The 13,656-nt window shown below is 64.2% G+C and carries 11 protein-coding genes; 3 read left to right on the top strand and 8 right to left on the bottom strand.

The window, feature by feature from the left end; translation table 11 throughout:
- Positions 1-55: 55 nt before the first annotated feature.
- Positions 56-1,768, top strand: a complete 1,713-nt coding sequence (locus DEM25_RS14005) for a hypothetical protein (protein ID WP_147393329.1) — start codon at positions 56-58, stop codon at positions 1,766-1,768.
- Here the strand turns inward: DEM25_RS14005 and DEM25_RS14010 are convergent.
- From DEM25_RS14010 to DEM25_RS14045, 8 genes are all read right to left on the bottom strand, one after another.
- A complete protein-coding gene (locus DEM25_RS14010; RefSeq protein WP_109766345.1) occupies positions 1,734-2,936 on the bottom strand; it encodes a hypothetical protein in 1,203 nt (400 codons plus the stop codon). The genes DEM25_RS14005 and DEM25_RS14010 overlap by 35 nt on opposite strands.
- Positions 2,937-3,038: 102 nt before the next feature.
- Complete coding sequence (locus tag DEM25_RS14015) at positions 3,039-4,475, bottom strand: aspartate aminotransferase family protein (protein WP_109766474.1); 1,437 nt, start codon at positions 4,473-4,475, stop codon at positions 3,039-3,041.
- A 59-nt stretch (positions 4,476-4,534) separates the two neighbouring features.
- Positions 4,535-5,548, bottom strand: coding sequence for an NAD-dependent epimerase/dehydratase family protein (locus tag DEM25_RS14020; RefSeq protein ID WP_109766346.1), 1,014 nt, complete (start codon positions 5,546-5,548; stop codon positions 4,535-4,537).
- The gene (locus tag DEM25_RS14025; RefSeq protein ID WP_196780390.1) at positions 5,545-5,985 is read right to left on the bottom strand and encodes a DMT family transporter; all 441 of its coding nucleotides are present in this window, start codon (positions 5,983-5,985) and stop codon (positions 5,545-5,547) included. The genes DEM25_RS14020 and DEM25_RS14025 overlap by 4 nt, the downstream gene beginning before the upstream one ends.
- Positions 5,986-6,017: 32 nt before the next feature.
- Positions 6,018-7,379, bottom strand: coding sequence for an FAD-binding oxidoreductase (locus DEM25_RS14030; RefSeq protein ID WP_109766347.1), 1,362 nt, complete (start codon positions 7,377-7,379; stop codon positions 6,018-6,020).
- Positions 7,363-8,823 (bottom strand): UbiA family prenyltransferase, encoded by a 1,461-nt coding sequence (locus DEM25_RS14035; protein WP_109766348.1) that lies wholly within the window; start codon positions 8,821-8,823, stop codon positions 7,363-7,365. The genes DEM25_RS14030 and DEM25_RS14035 overlap by 17 nt, the downstream gene beginning before the upstream one ends.
- A gap of 163 nt (positions 8,824-8,986) precedes the next feature.
- A complete protein-coding gene (locus DEM25_RS14040) occupies positions 8,987-9,271 on the bottom strand; it encodes a hypothetical protein (protein ID WP_245412921.1) in 285 nt (94 codons plus the stop codon).
- A gap of 31 nt (positions 9,272-9,302) precedes the next feature.
- A complete protein-coding gene (locus DEM25_RS14045) occupies positions 9,303-11,741 on the bottom strand; it encodes a mechanosensitive ion channel domain-containing protein (protein WP_158585275.1) in 2,439 nt (812 codons plus the stop codon).
- A 151-nt stretch (positions 11,742-11,892) separates the two neighbouring features.
- On the opposite strand from DEM25_RS14045, the gene DEM25_RS14050 reads away from it, so the two are divergent.
- The gene (locus tag DEM25_RS14050) at positions 11,893-13,152 is read left to right on the top strand and encodes a sarcosine oxidase subunit beta family protein (RefSeq protein ID WP_109766476.1); all 1,260 of its coding nucleotides are present in this window, start codon (positions 11,893-11,895) and stop codon (positions 13,150-13,152) included.
- A 127-nt stretch (positions 13,153-13,279) separates the two neighbouring features.
- Positions 13,280-13,546 carry a sarcosine oxidase subunit delta gene (locus DEM25_RS14055; RefSeq protein WP_109766350.1) on the top strand — a complete coding sequence of 89 codons (267 nt, stop codon included), beginning with the start codon at positions 13,280-13,282 and terminating at the stop codon, positions 13,544-13,546.
- Positions 13,547-13,656: the final 110 nt, after the last annotated feature.

Here is a 13,656-nt window from a genome sequence, read left to right on the forward strand (position 1 = left end):
GATGGGCCGACGACGCGCGCGTGCGTCAAGTGCCGTCTTGCAAGAGTGCCTGCCCATGAGTGTCACCACGCTCGATCAATCCGCTGCAATGCCCCGTCTCGGGCTGGCCGGTCTTGTCTGGCTGGTCATGGGCGCTCTCGTCGCGCTGATCGCCGCCGGTCTGCTGCTGCCGCTGCGCGCGCCGCTCGGCTCGATGTACTGGGACAGTTTCCTCTATCTCGATGCCGCCAATCGCCTTGGCCAGGGCCAAATGCCCAATGTCGATTTCTTCACGCCCGTCGGCCCGCTCGAATATTATCTGAGCACCTGGACGATGGCGCTGTTTGCCGACGCGCAACCCATGTACGCCGCCAACTGGTCGATCGCGATCGTCACCATTCCGCTGATGGCGCTCATCCTTTGGGACGTGGCGCGCCGCAACCCGCTCATCGCGCTGGCGCTGGCGGTGCCCTTCGCGCTGTTCACGCTGCTGCCGTTCAACACCACCGAATATTACAATTATCCCGGCTCGGACGGTTTCGGCATCTACAACCGCCATGCCAGCCAACTTCTCTACGTTCTGGCGGCGGCGCTGATGTTTGTGCGCAACCGCTCGCTTCTTGTCGCCCTGGTCGCAGCGCTGATGCTGGTGCTGTTCCTGGTCAAGATCACCGGTTTCGTGGCGGCGGGGCTGCTGTGTCTGGCCGCCCTGGCGGCCGGCCGAATCCGGCTTTTCGGCGCTATCGCCAGCGCCGTCATCTTCGCCGCCGCGCTGGGCGGTCTCGAACTGGCGACGGGCATGATCTCGGCCTATCTGGCCGACATCGTCGCGCTTTTGGACATCAATGATTCCAGCCTTGCCTCGCGGCTGATCCAGGGCGCATCGCGCACCGGCGGCACGGTCATCTTCGCCGGGCTTCTGGGCGCGCTTCTGATCGTCGTACTTCCCGCCCGTACTGCTGCAGGTCAGCCGCTCTGGCGCGCGGTCTGCGACCATCCGTCCATCTGGCTCGGCGCCGCCCTTGCCGGCGGCATCTTCTTTGAAAGCCAGAACACCGGCAGCCAGGAGCACATCGCTCTGTGGCCGGTCGCCATCCTCGCGCTTGCGCGCATGTTCGCGGCGGACGGCAGCAACGGCGCCAAGGCGGCCGCCGCGCTTGTGGCCGCCTGTACGGTCCTGCCGCCGGCGGTCCAGACCATCCAGCACGCGACCAGGGCCAATCTGGCGATGATCCGGCAGGTGCCGCTGGAACATGAAAACCTCGGCGCGATGGGGCAGGTAACGGTCCGGCCGCGCAAGCTGGAGCGCTACGAGCGCATGCGCGCCCACTACATCGAATACCCGGAGGCGACTCGCGCGATCGCCATGCGCCGCGAACTGCCCGCTTTCGTGCTGTACTCCGAACACGATTTCCAGATCGGCCTGATGAAGGACGCCGACGAACTGGTCGGCGAACTCAAGCGTCTCGAAGCCGCCGGCCTGCGATACGAGACGATCATGACGCTCGACTTCGCCAACCCGTTCCCGTGGCTTCTCGGCAAGTCCGGCCCGCGCCACATCGCCATCGGCGCCGATCCCTATCGCGCCGTGCCCAAGCCGGACGCGGACGTCTACGACGCGGTCGCCGACGCCGACATCGTGCTGGAACCGCAATGCCCCTATCGGGACAATGGCCGCCAGCTCTACGGTATCTATGCGCCGGCGCTGACCGGCCACGTCAAGGTCCGGCTGACCGATTGCTATGCGGCCTATGTCAGGCCGCAGATCGCGGCCCGGCTTGGCGGCTGATGTCGCGGGGGCCGGGCAGGAAACGCAGATCGCGCAGCGCGCAGATCAGCACCAGGCCGAACACGATCAGATAGGGCAGATGGAACCGCGTTTCGTGCAGCGGGAACACCACCATCTTGGCGCCCATCGCCAGAAGCGTCGCGACGAGAACCGTCGTCTCGCGCCGCGAGAAGCCGAAGCCGCGCAGCGTCATCTGCCACCATGCAAAGCAACCCAGCAGCAGAACGGCCAGCCAGGTTTCCTCGACCAGTGAGCGGACGATGACGCGCACCACCGCATAGGCATAGACGGCCAGCGAAAAGTCCGGATCGAACCCTTCCAGAGTCGGCACGAACTCGACATGGGTGAACCAGAAATGGACCCACCAGCCCGGATGGCCGCCGGCCTGCGTCATCGGAACATAGACGATCGCGGCGGCGGCAAACGCGACGAACGCGCCCCAGGAAAAGGTTCGCGTGAAGACCGAAACGAACCACAGAACGCCGATATAGGCCGCATGGTCGGGACGCGCCAGAAAAGCGGTGAAAAGGAGAATCGCCACCAGCGCTTCGCGCCTGGCCATGAAGGCCAGCATGGCCGCAACGAACAGCATGGTCGACAGCGCATCGGGCGTTCCCGAGCGGGCGCGCTCGCCGAAGGCGCAGACCAGAAGCAGGGCAATCGCCAGCGGCGCCAGATGAAGCGCCCGCTCCCGCGCCAGCCACCATGCCACCAGCCCGACCGTCAGTGCCGCCGGGACGACCGACAGAAGCCGCACGGCAATGTACGGATCGACGAAATCCGAAAGCCAGCCCAGCAGCTCCACATAGAGGAACTTCACCCGGTAAAAGCCGAGCATGGTGAAGAAGGCTTCCGGGTCGGCATATTGGCGCACGCGATAGTCGCGGTCCTGGGTCAGGACAATGAAGTCACCCGCCGGCGCGTTCTGTCGCATCGTCTCATAGGCATGCCGATGCAGCGCTTCGACCGAAATGCCGGGCGCTTCATGCGCGGCGGCCAGATAGGCGAACATGTCCCAATTGTAGATGGGAAAAACCCAGCCGGCGGCGGCGATCGTGGCGGCCAGCGCCAGCAGCAGCACAAGACCCAACGTGCCGGCAAACGGCGCTAGCCGCCGGGCCAGCCATTCGCCGGTCGCCAGAATGCGGATGTTGATGTCCTCGATCACGACGCTTGTTCCGTTGCGTCATCTGATCAAACACGATGCCCCTTGCGCCGGGCTGGCGGCGCAAAGGGCAGGCGTTCGGGGTCCTTTGCCGACAGGGCTGTGTCAGCTCACCTGGCTTTTGACGAAATCGCGCACGATGGCGACGATTCCGCGTCCGAGCAGCGCGTCGAACCCGGCGATGAACCGGTCGACGTGGCTGCGCTCGCAGATGAGCGGCGGCTCCAGCCGGATGACGTTGCGGTTGTATTCGGTGAAGGCGACCAGAATGTCGTGATCGCGCAGCAAAAGCGCACCGATAAAGCCCGAAAGCGAGCCCTTCAGCTTGTCGTCCAGCATCGCCACGGCCGGCCTCAGCACCGCAGGCAGCGTCTGCGAAAAATCGTGGAATTCCAGGCCCACCATCAAGCCCTGGCCGCGCACATCCTTGATGATCTGCGGATATTTGGCCTGCAGCCGTTCGAGTTCGGAGATCAGATAGGCGCCCGTGTCGGCCGCATTGTCGATCAGGCCTTCCTCATAGAGGACGTTGATCGTCTCGAGCGCGGTGACCGACGCTTCGCCGATGCCGCCGAAGGTGGCCTGGGCGTGGATCATCGCCGTCTTCGGCGTGCCGTAGGCCTTCATGTAGATGTCGCGCCGGGCGATCATCGCCGCCATGGCGCACTTGCCGCCGCCCAGCGATTTGGCAAGCGCCGTGACGTCGGGAACGACGCCGTGATGCTCGAACGCGTAGAACCGGCCGGTGCGGCCAAGCCCGCATTGCACTTCGTCGGCCACCCAGATGACGTCATGTTCGTCGCACAGATCGCGCAGCTTGTGCCAAAAGGCGCTGTCGGCGCCGATGATGCCGCCGCCGCCCTGCACCGTCTCAAGGCAGATCACACCGATCTCCGGATGCGCCTTGAACGCGGCTTCGACCGCTTCGATGTCGCCGAACGGAACTTTCACACCATTGTCGAGCAGTTTGAACTCGCCCCGGTAGAGCGGCCCGTCGGTGATCGACAGGACACCCTTGGTCTTGCCGTGGAACGAATTCTCCGCATAGACGACGAGCGGACGCTCAGGGCCGGCGGCGCGCTCGGCAACCTTCAGCGCCGCTTCCATCGCCTCGGAACCGGACGATCCCAGAAACACCATGTCGAGGTCTTCGGGCGAGCAGGCCGCGATGTTGTGCGCCAGCGCCGCCGCATATTGCGACATGAACGCCATGGCGATCTCGTGGCGCTTTTCCTCCTGGAACACCTTGCGGGTTTCGAGGATGCGCGGATGATTATGGCCGAGCGCGAGAGAGCCAAAACCTCCGAAGAAGTCGAGGATCTTCCGACCGTTCTGGTCGGTGTAATACATCCCCTCGGCGCTCTCGATCTTGATCTTGTGAAAACCCAGCAGCTTCATGAAGTGAAGCTGGCCGGGGTTCAGATGCGCCTTGAACAGTTCGGTCATCGCCGGAACGCCCATCGCCTTGGCGTCGGCCACCGACATCAGGTCCGGCTTGTCCAATTGTGCGTGTGCGGCGCCTTCCGGCATCGGCGTCTGCATGGCGGGCGCCTCGACGACCGGTTTTTTCTTGGTCAGGAAATCAAGCATTTTCGGTGTCCTCACTCTGCCGCCACGACGGTCGAATTGCCGACCGCAAGGCCGCTGTCCCTGGCCTTGCGGTATTCCGCATAGGCCGCCTGCAACATGTCCTCGTCGCGATATTTCGGCGCCCAGCCAAAATCGCGCTTGGCCGCCTCCGTGTCGCGCACGCAATATTCGTCGGCGATCAGATATTGCTCGGGGTCCATGAGCGGCATGTTCAGCTGGTCGAGCGCGGCAAGCGTCCATTTGACGGCAAAGCCGGGCGTCGGCAGCAGGATGGATTTCGAACCGGCCGAGCGGATCAGGTCGCCCAAGAGCTTCCTGACCGGCGGCGGATTGTCCGACCCCAGATTGTAGGCCTTGTTGGGCACGCCATGTTCCCAGGCAAGGCGCGCCACCTCGGCGCAGTCATAGACCGAGATGAACTGGTAGGGGTTCTTGCCCGCGCCGATCATCGGCACCGGCAGGTTCATGTCGATCAGCTTGAACAGCTTGCCCAGAATGCCGAGGCGCCCGGGCCCGATGATCAGGCGCGGCCGCACGATGGTGATCTTCAGGCCGCGCATGCGCCAATCGTCGGCGATCGCTTCGGTCTCGGCTTTCGAACCGCCATAATGGCCGAGCGGCGATATCGGATGGCTCTCGTCCTGCGGCGTCTTGACCGTTTTGCCGTAGACCATGTCGGTCGTGTACTGGACGAGTTGGGACGCGCCCGATGCAGCGGTGTGCGCCATGATGTTGGCGGCGCCGAACGTGTTGACCGGATAGAAGAACGGATAGCGGTCGATGCGCTTCTGGATCGGCGACAGCATCATCGCCGACAGGTTGTAGACCATGTCGTCGCCATCGACCGGCACGCCGGAGACGGACGCCGAATTGGTCACGTCGCAGTGTACGTGATCGACGGTGGCGTAGTGCGGCAGGTCCGATTTGTTGATGTCGGCGACCAGTACCTTTTCGCCGCGTTCGGCGAGATCCTTGGCGAGAAAGCGGCCGACGAAACCGTCGCCGCCGAAGATCACATGTTTCATGACTGTGCTTCGTCCGTAATGGCGGTTGCGGGTGAGGAATGGGTCGTGCGCGGCGTGTCCGACAGCGGCGAACCCGATTGCGCGACGAGGACCGTGCCGACGCAGATGAAAGCGATGCCGGCGATCTTGTAGGCGCCCAGATCCTCGCCGAAGAGCTGCCAGGCCAGAACCGCCACCGCCACATAGGCGAGCGACAGGAACGGATAGGCAAAGCTCAGATCGACCTTGGACAGGACGAACATGTGCGAGGCCATCGAAATGACGAACGTCGCCAGTCCGAAGAACACCCAGGGCTGGAAGATGATCAGCAGCGTCTTGAAGATCAGGTTCGGCTGTCCGAGGACCGCCGGCGACAGCGTCATCATGCCCTGCTTGAGCATGAGTTGCGCCGCTGCGTTGGTCGCGACCGTGAACAATATGAACGGTATGTATTTCATTGTCTGCGCCCGGCCCTCATCCGGTTTCTGTCTTAGGAGACCTTCGTTAGAGTTTGCTGAAGATCGTCGGTCGCAATTGACCCATTCCCGTTTTTGGACAGCATCAGCGCCGTCCGCCGCCAGAAATCCGAGCAAAGCGCGGGGTCGCGCAGTGCCTCAAGTTGGTGCCAATGCGGAAAGCAGGCGGCGAACGTCTCCGCGCCCATGCGGGCATCCTTGTAGGGATTGACGCGTCCGCCCGCCTCCACCGTGATCCGGTCGAGTTCGTCCAGAAGCGCCAGCGTCTTCGGTCCCCGGTTGGGAAAATCGAGCGTCAGCGTGTAGCCCGGCACCGGAAAGCTCATCACGCCGGGCGATGCGATGTCGCCGAACCGCTTGAGAACGGTCAGGAACGAGGCCTGCCCCGCCCTGCGCGATGCGGCCAGCATGGCCGGGATCGCCGCGCGCGCCGTCTCGAACGGTATGGCGCTCTGGTGCTGGAACAGGCCCGCCGGCCCGTAAAGCCGGTTCCAGTTGCCGACCGCATCGAGCGGATAGAAGAAACCGGCAAAACCGGTGACGCGGTCGCGTCCGGCCTTGCGCGCCTTGGCGAAATGGAACGCCGCATTGAAGGCTCGGAGGCTGAAATGGTTGAGCGCCGAGAGCGGCAGTTCGAACGGTACCGACAGGCGCGGCGCGTGAACGGCGGTGCGGTAGTCGCCATCATCGGCGTGGTTCGCCGTCATCAGGACGCCGCGTTCGCCGTTCAGCTGATCGAGCCAGGCGACCGCATATTCGTTGGCCGCATCGGCCGCATCGGCCTCGTCGAAATAGGCGTCGAGCGTCGCAAAGGGCTGCAGCCGCTCGATGAGGTTGAGCGAACCGACCTTCATCATTTTCAGGCGCACGCGCGTGATGATCCCGGTCAGCCCCATGCCGCCGATCGTCGCGGCGAACAGTGCCGGGTTCGCGGTGCGCGACAGCGTGTGGGTGCCGTCCGAGCGGACCAGTTCGATCTGCTCGACATGCCGGCCCAGCGTGCCGCGGACATGATGGTTCTTGCCGTGCACATCGTTGGCCACCGCGCCGCCCAGCGTGACGAAGCGGGTGCCCGGCGTCACGGGCAGGAAGAAGCCGTAGGACGCGCAATAATCGATGATCCGATGCAGCATCACGCCGGCTTCGGCTTCCAGAACGCCGCTGTCCGGGTTGAACGCGACGATCCGCGCCGAACCGCGCATGTCAGCGAGTGTGCCGGCATCGTTGTGGCAGGTATCGCCATAGGAGCGGCCATTGCCGTACGGCAGAAGTGAGCCGGGCGCCGCATCGCGCAGCGCCTCGGCGGTCAGCGGGCCGGCAACCGCCGCACGCCTGGCCGGACGGACCCGGCCGAACCCGTCATAGACCGAGCGCATGGAAATCGACCGCGCCGGCGGCGAACATCAGAGCGGCGCCGAAGACGATCATCAACTGGCTGCGCCAGTCGGTCGCGATGAAAACGACCGGGTCGTCGTTGAACTCGCGCCGCTTGGCCAGAATCCAGATGCGCATGATCAGATAGAGGACCAGCGGGCAGATCGGCCAGATCATCCAGGGATGGTCGTAGAGCTGGTAGACCGCCGGGCTGTCGAGATAGAGTGCCAAAACGACGATCGCCGAAAAACCCGACGCCATGCCGGCCTGGGCGATGACTTCCTTGTCCTCGGGACGATAGCCGCGGCCCGACAGCCGCTGTCTTTCCGAGATCTTGGCCAGATCGAGTTCGACATAGCGTTTGACCAGCGCCAGCGACAAAAAGAAGAAGATCGAAAAGGCCAGAAGCCAATAGGACGGCTCGGCGCCAACCGCCGCCATGCCGGCAATGATGCGCACCGTATAAAGGCCGGCCAGCGTCAGCACATCGAGCAGCAGCCAGCGCTTGACCTTCAGCGAATAGGCGGTCGTGGCGACGAAATAGAGCGCCAGCACGATGCCGAACAAGGGCGGCAGCGTCATCGTGATCAGCACCGAAAACGCCATCAGACCGAAGGCGATCTTGATGCCGGTCGCCGGATCGATGCGCCCGGCGGCCAGGGGCCGCTTGCACTTGGTCGGATGGCGGCGGTCCATCGACAGGTCGAACAGGTCGTTGAAGACGTAGACCGCCGACGCCAGGAAGCTGAACGCGAAGAAGGCGCCGATCAGATGCACCAGCGTCACCGGCTCGAAAACCGTATGCGCCAGCACGGCCGGCACGGCGATCAGCACGTTCTTGGCCCATTGATGGACGCGCAGCATCCTGACCACGTCGGTCAGGCTGGTCTGGCCGTGATCGACAAGGATCGCGCCGCCATGGGCATCCGACCAGGCGCGCGCCTCGCGGTCGGGCGCCACCACATAGGACCGGCGCGCGGCTTCGAAGACGGCCACATCGTCTCGGCTGTTGCCGACATAGTCAAAGCCCGCATCGCCATAGTCGGCGACGAGGCGCGCCCTCTTGGCGGCCGATTTGAGATTGGTGTCCGGCGTCGATCCGATCACCCGGTCGAACAGGCCGAGATGGGCGGCGATCCGTCCGGCATGGTCCTGGGCGCTGGCCGTCGCCAGTATCAGAACGCGACCGCGTTCCTTTTCCGCTTCCAGAAAGCGCAGCACTTCGGGCCGATAGCCAAGGCTGGCAGGATCGACGCTGACCCGGGAGAACACCTCATGTTTGAAGCGCGCCTTGCCGCCGAGCAGCCAGACCGGCAGCATCAGCGCGAAAAGCGGATTGGCGCGCACGAGGCGGAACACGCATTCCCACAGAAGATCGCCGGAAATCAGCGTCCCGTCGAGATCCACCGCAAGAGCGATTGCTGTGTCGTCAACGCGCGCATCCATGTCCGGCCCCTTGAAATTTCCCTTGGGTTAGGCGGACAAATTACCGGATCGGCGCGAAAAATGCGGTGAACGGCTTGGGTTAATGGGGGTTGAAGCGCCGCTTATCGGCGGTGATGGTTAGCGCATGCTGAATGCCTGCGAAGGCATTATCGTCAAATGCTGCCTATTGGCTGATGATGGCATCCGAGCCGAGCAATTCGACGGATTCGGAGCCGGCCAGCGCGGCGCGATCGCCATTGGGCAAGGTGATGAAACAGCCCGCGGCGCAGAATGACACCGTCTGCCCCGCGCCGATAACCAGTTCCGATTTCACCCCGTTTTCCGTGACGACAAGCGTGCGTGGCTCGCTGTCCTGATTGGTCAGCGAAGCGGCCAGAGCCGGCGATGCGATTTGGACGGACACCGCCAGAACGGTTATCGCCCGGAAAACATGTCGCTTTTCAGACATGGCGCCAACCTAGAACCGAAACGGCAATCGTTCAACTGTCATCGGGCCGGCGTGCTTCGCCCGCTTCGATCTCACCGAACGGCTCCTGCGGCAGCTCGACCGGAACGTCCGCCTCGGGCTGCACCATGCGCAGATTGACATCGCGCTGCGGGAACGGGATTTCGATGCCCGCCGCCTTGAAGCGCTCGAAGATCGCCATGCGCAGTTCGGTGCGAACCGTCAGCCCGTAGCCGATGTCGGACAGGAAACCGTACAGCGTGAAATCCAGCGAGGACGCCCCGAAATCGTCGAACGAGACGAACGGTTCGGGATTGCCCAGAATGCGCGGATGGTCGGCGGCGATCTCCAGCAGCAGATCGTGCACCTGTTGCGGGTCGCTGCCATAGGAGACGCCGACCGAAACCGTGACGCGCCCGAACGTGTTGCGGTGCATCCAGTTGGACACCGCTGAATTGATCAGTTCCGAATTGGGCAGGATCAGCGTCTTGCGGTCGAAGAGCTGGATCTCGGTCGCCCGCACCGAAATGTTGGTGACCGTGCCGGTATAGCCGCCCGCCTCGATGATGTCGCCGGACTTGAAGGGCCGTTCGGCCAGAAGGATGAGGCCCGAGACGAAGTTGGAGACGATGTTCTGCAAGCCGAAACCGATGCCCAGCGACAGGGCGCCGGCGACGAGTGCCAGCTGGCTGAGGTCCAGCCCGGCGGCCGAAACGCCGATCAGCGCGGCGACGGCGATCCCCGCATAGCCGATTGCGGTTCGGATGGAGTTGCGCACGCCCGGCTCGACCCGGCTGCGCTCGAGCACGCTGCCGTCGAGCCAGCGCTGGAAACGCTTGGTCACCAGATAGCCGACAAAGAACAGCACGACGCCGGCGGCGATCGAGGTGAGCGAAATGGAGATCGAACCGACCGGAATGTCGGTGAAGAAGCGCGCGCCGAAGGCGCGGATTTCAGGCCAGCGAAAACCCCATTGCAGCGCCAGAACCGGAAGCCCGACGAGGAAGACGATCGCCGACAGCGCCATGCCGAGCACCAGCGCCAACTGGTCGACGGAGGTTTCCGAAAGCGACAGTCTCCGGGTGAGTGCCGTGCCCAGCCGCGACTGCCCAAAGGCATGGTCCTGCGCGATCGCCTGCGCCGCCCGGTGACCCAGATAGACCGTCGCAAGGATGGCGCCCGTGATGACGATCTGCTGGGCGGCGAAGCGGGCAAAGCCGATATAGCCGGCCAGGGCCGCGCCGATCAGCAGCAGGCCCGACGCCACCAGCGGCCATTTAACCCAGCCCGGCCATGGGCGGGCCGCGGCATCGGCGGCCACATCGTCCGACACCGCGCCGGCATGGGGCGGGAACGGGCGAAGAAAGGCGATCACGACGAGCAGCGCGCCCACGGCGAGGCTGGTGATCAGGCTGCGCGCCACCGTGATCGGCAGCGATGCGCCGACGATCGTGTTGACCTGTTCGATGACGGTATCGATGACCGTCACCGTCGCCATGGCGACAAAGAACGCCTTGAGCGAACGGGCGGCCTTGTCGGTCACGCCGATCAGCCGCCAGTTGGGCTTCGACGGCGCGAAGACCGCTTCGGACAGGCGCCAGACCAGAACGACCGCCGCAACGCCGACCAGCAATCGCGTCAGTATGAACAGGATATCCGGCCGCATCAGGCCGGCCTGGTCGAGACCCAGAAGCGAGATCGCCAGGAACGCCCAGAACGCCAGCGTCGGCATCAGCGTGTACCAGAAGGCGTTGGTCATCCGCGCGAAATAGGTCGGCGGATCGTCGCCCTCGGCCCGCTCGATCCAGATGACGATGGTCCTGCGCGAGGCCCGGATCGCCACCAACGCCAGAGCAAGGATCATGAACACGCTTGCCAGAACGGTGTTCTGCTTGGTGCGCCAGGTGAAGCTGGCCCATGACGCAACCCGCCTTTCCAGCGCCGCACTGCGTTCGGCCAGATCGGCGATGAGCTGCGGACTGAATGCGCTGGTGATGTCGTATCGGCGCGAAAGCGTGTCGGTGAACAAGGTCCGCCGGCGCTCGGCGATCCGGTCGACGCCGTTGCGCGCCCGGATCGATTGGGCCTCCAACTGCCCGATCAGATCGTTGATCAGCGCCCGCTCGGCGGTCAGCGCATCACGCTCGTCCAGCCTGTCGGGGGCTTCGGCCGGCTCGCTTTCCGGCGGCGCAGGACCGAGCTGGTCGAGGCGGCCCCGCACGGTGGAAAGGCGCGGCGTCAGCGCGACACCCGCCGCAAGCAGATCGTCCTGCAAGGCGGTCAGTTCGGTCGCGATCTCCGCCAGCCGCGCATCGTCGTTCGCGCTCTCCTCGATATCGTTGATCAGCCGCTCGACGTCGCGGGTGAGCGCGACGACCGGCGTTTCGGCTCCGCTGCCGACGGGCTGGGCCTGCACCGGAATGACCAGGATCGAAAGAGAAAGGCAGAGGAGAAAAGTGCGCAACCAGATCATGCGCACACGCATATCACATCTGGAAGGAGTCGAAAGATGGCTTGACGGTCAATGACCGTCGCGGGAACGTCATCGGACGGCGAATTTGTATCATGCACGAAACGCCGCGCTGATGCAGATTGCGGGCGGCGTGCCGAAAGGTCCTTCATCCATGGCGGAATATTCTGCCCTCTCCATCGTGAAGAACGCTCTGACCGGAAACCGTGACTGGAAGCCGGCCTGGCGCAAGCCCGAACCAAAGCCGGCCTATGACGTGATCATCATCGGCGGCGGCGGGCACGGGCTGTCGACGGCCTATTATCTGGCCAGCGAGTTCGGCATCCGCAACGTCGCCGTTCTCGAAAAGGGATGGGTCGGCTCCGGCAATATCGGCCGCAACACCACCATCGTGCGCTCGAACTACCTGCTGCCCGGCAACACGCCTTTCTACGAGCATTCGATGAAGCTGTGGGAGAACCTCTCGCACGAACTCAACTACAATGTGATGTTCTCCCAGCGCGGCATCATCAACCTGTTCCACACGCCGGCCCAGGAAGACGACCATGCCCGGCGCGGCAATGCGATGATCCTGCAGGGCGTCGATGCGCGCTTCGTGCGGCCGCCCGAACTCAAGCGCCGCGTGCCGGCGCTGAACCTGTCGGGCTCGTCGCGCTTTCCGGTCCTTGGCGGGCTCGAACAGCCGCGCGCCGGAACGGCCCGGCACGATGCCGTCGCCTGGGGCTATGCGCGCGGCGCCGACCGGCGTGGCGTCGACATCATCGAAAACTGCGAAGTGACGGGCTTTGTCCGCGAGGGCGATCAGGTCACCGGCGTAGAGACGAGCCGCGGCCGCATTCACGCGCGCAAGGTGGCTGCCGCCGTCGCCGGCTCGACATCGCGCGTCATGGCGTTGGCCGGCATCAACCGGCTGCCGATCGAAAGCCATGTGCTGCAGGCGTTTGTCACCGAAAGCGTCAAGCCCTGCCTCGACACGGTGGTCACCTATGGCGGCGGGCACCTCTACATTTCGCAGTCCGACAAGGGCTCGCTCGTCTTTGGCGGCGACATTGACGGCTACAATTCCTACGCACAGCGCGGCAACCTGCCGATCGTCGAAGACGTGATGAGCGAGGTGCTGGAGCTGTTCCCGGCATTTGCGAAACTCCGCCTGCTGCGCTCATGGGGCGGCATCATGGACATGTCGATGGACGGCTCGCCCATCATCGCCAAGGGCCCCCTGCCCGGCCTCTATCTGAACGCCGGCTGGTGCTATGGCGGTTTCAAGGCAACGCCCGCCTCGGGCTGGTGCTTCGCCCACACGATCGCCCGGGACGAGCCGCACGAATTCAATGCCCCCTTCACGCTCGACCGCTTCCACCGCGGCTATGTCATCGACGAAAAGGGCCAGGGAGCGACACCGTGGAAGCATTGAGCATGTCGACGATTCCTCTCCCTCGTCCTTCGAGGTTCGCATCCCATCCCCTCATCCTGAGGTGCGAGCGCAGCGAGCCTCGAAGGGCGAGGGATGGGATGCTCGCACCTCAGGATGAGGGAAAGACATGATCATCCCCTGCCCCTTCTGCGGTCCGCGCGATCTGAGCGAATTCGCCTATTGCGGCGATGCGGACAATCTCGCTGCACGGCCCGATCCGGCGGCATCCGATCAGTCGTCCTGGAACGCTTTTGTCTATGACCGCACCAACCCCGCCGGCGATCATGCCGAAATCTGGCAGCATGCCGGCGGCTGCCGCCGGCATCTGCGCATTGTCCGGAACACGGTGACGCACGCGATATCTGACGTGACCATGCCGGGGGCGAAGGCATGAGTTCTCCGATTGACCTCGCCCCCACCCTTCATCCCTCCCCCGCAAGCGTGGGAGGGAAGACCTCGGCCCTACCGCCTTCTCGGCCAGAACCATCGCCCGGCTCAGAAATC

Source organism: Oceaniradius stylonematis, assembly GCF_003149475.2.
GTDB classification, from domain to species: Bacteria; Pseudomonadota; Alphaproteobacteria; order Rhizobiales; family Rhizobiaceae; genus Roseitalea; species Roseitalea stylonematis.

Coding starts and splice junctions, on each gene's coding strand:
- DEM25_RS14005 (WP_147393329.1), top strand. CDS start 56: ATGAGTGTCACCACGCTCGATCAATCCGCTGCAATGCCCCGTCTCGGG.
- DEM25_RS14015 (WP_109766474.1), bottom strand. CDS start 4,475: ATGCAGACGCCGATGCCGGAAGGCGCCGCACACGCACAATTGGACAAG.
- DEM25_RS14020 (WP_109766346.1), bottom strand. CDS start 5,548: ATGAAACATGTGATCTTCGGCGGCGACGGTTTCGTCGGCCGCTTTCTC.
- DEM25_RS14025 (WP_196780390.1), bottom strand. CDS start 5,985: ATGAAATACATACCGTTCATATTGTTCACGGTCGCGACCAACGCAGCG.
- DEM25_RS14030 (WP_109766347.1), bottom strand. CDS start 7,379: ATGCGCTCGGTCTATGACGGGTTCGGCCGGGTCCGTCCGGCCAGGCGT.
- DEM25_RS14035 (WP_109766348.1), bottom strand. CDS start 8,823: ATGGATGCGCGCGTTGACGACACAGCAATCGCTCTTGCGGTGGATCTC.
- DEM25_RS14040 (WP_245412921.1), bottom strand. CDS start 9,271: ATGTCTGAAAAGCGACATGTTTTCCGGGCGATAACCGTTCTGGCGGTG.
- DEM25_RS14045 (WP_158585275.1), bottom strand. CDS start 11,741: ATGATCTGGTTGCGCACTTTTCTCCTCTGCCTTTCTCTTTCGATCCTG.
- DEM25_RS14050 (WP_109766476.1), top strand. CDS start 11,893: ATGGCGGAATATTCTGCCCTCTCCATCGTGAAGAACGCTCTGACCGGA.
- DEM25_RS14055 (WP_109766350.1), top strand. CDS start 13,280: ATGATCATCCCCTGCCCCTTCTGCGGTCCGCGCGATCTGAGCGAATTC.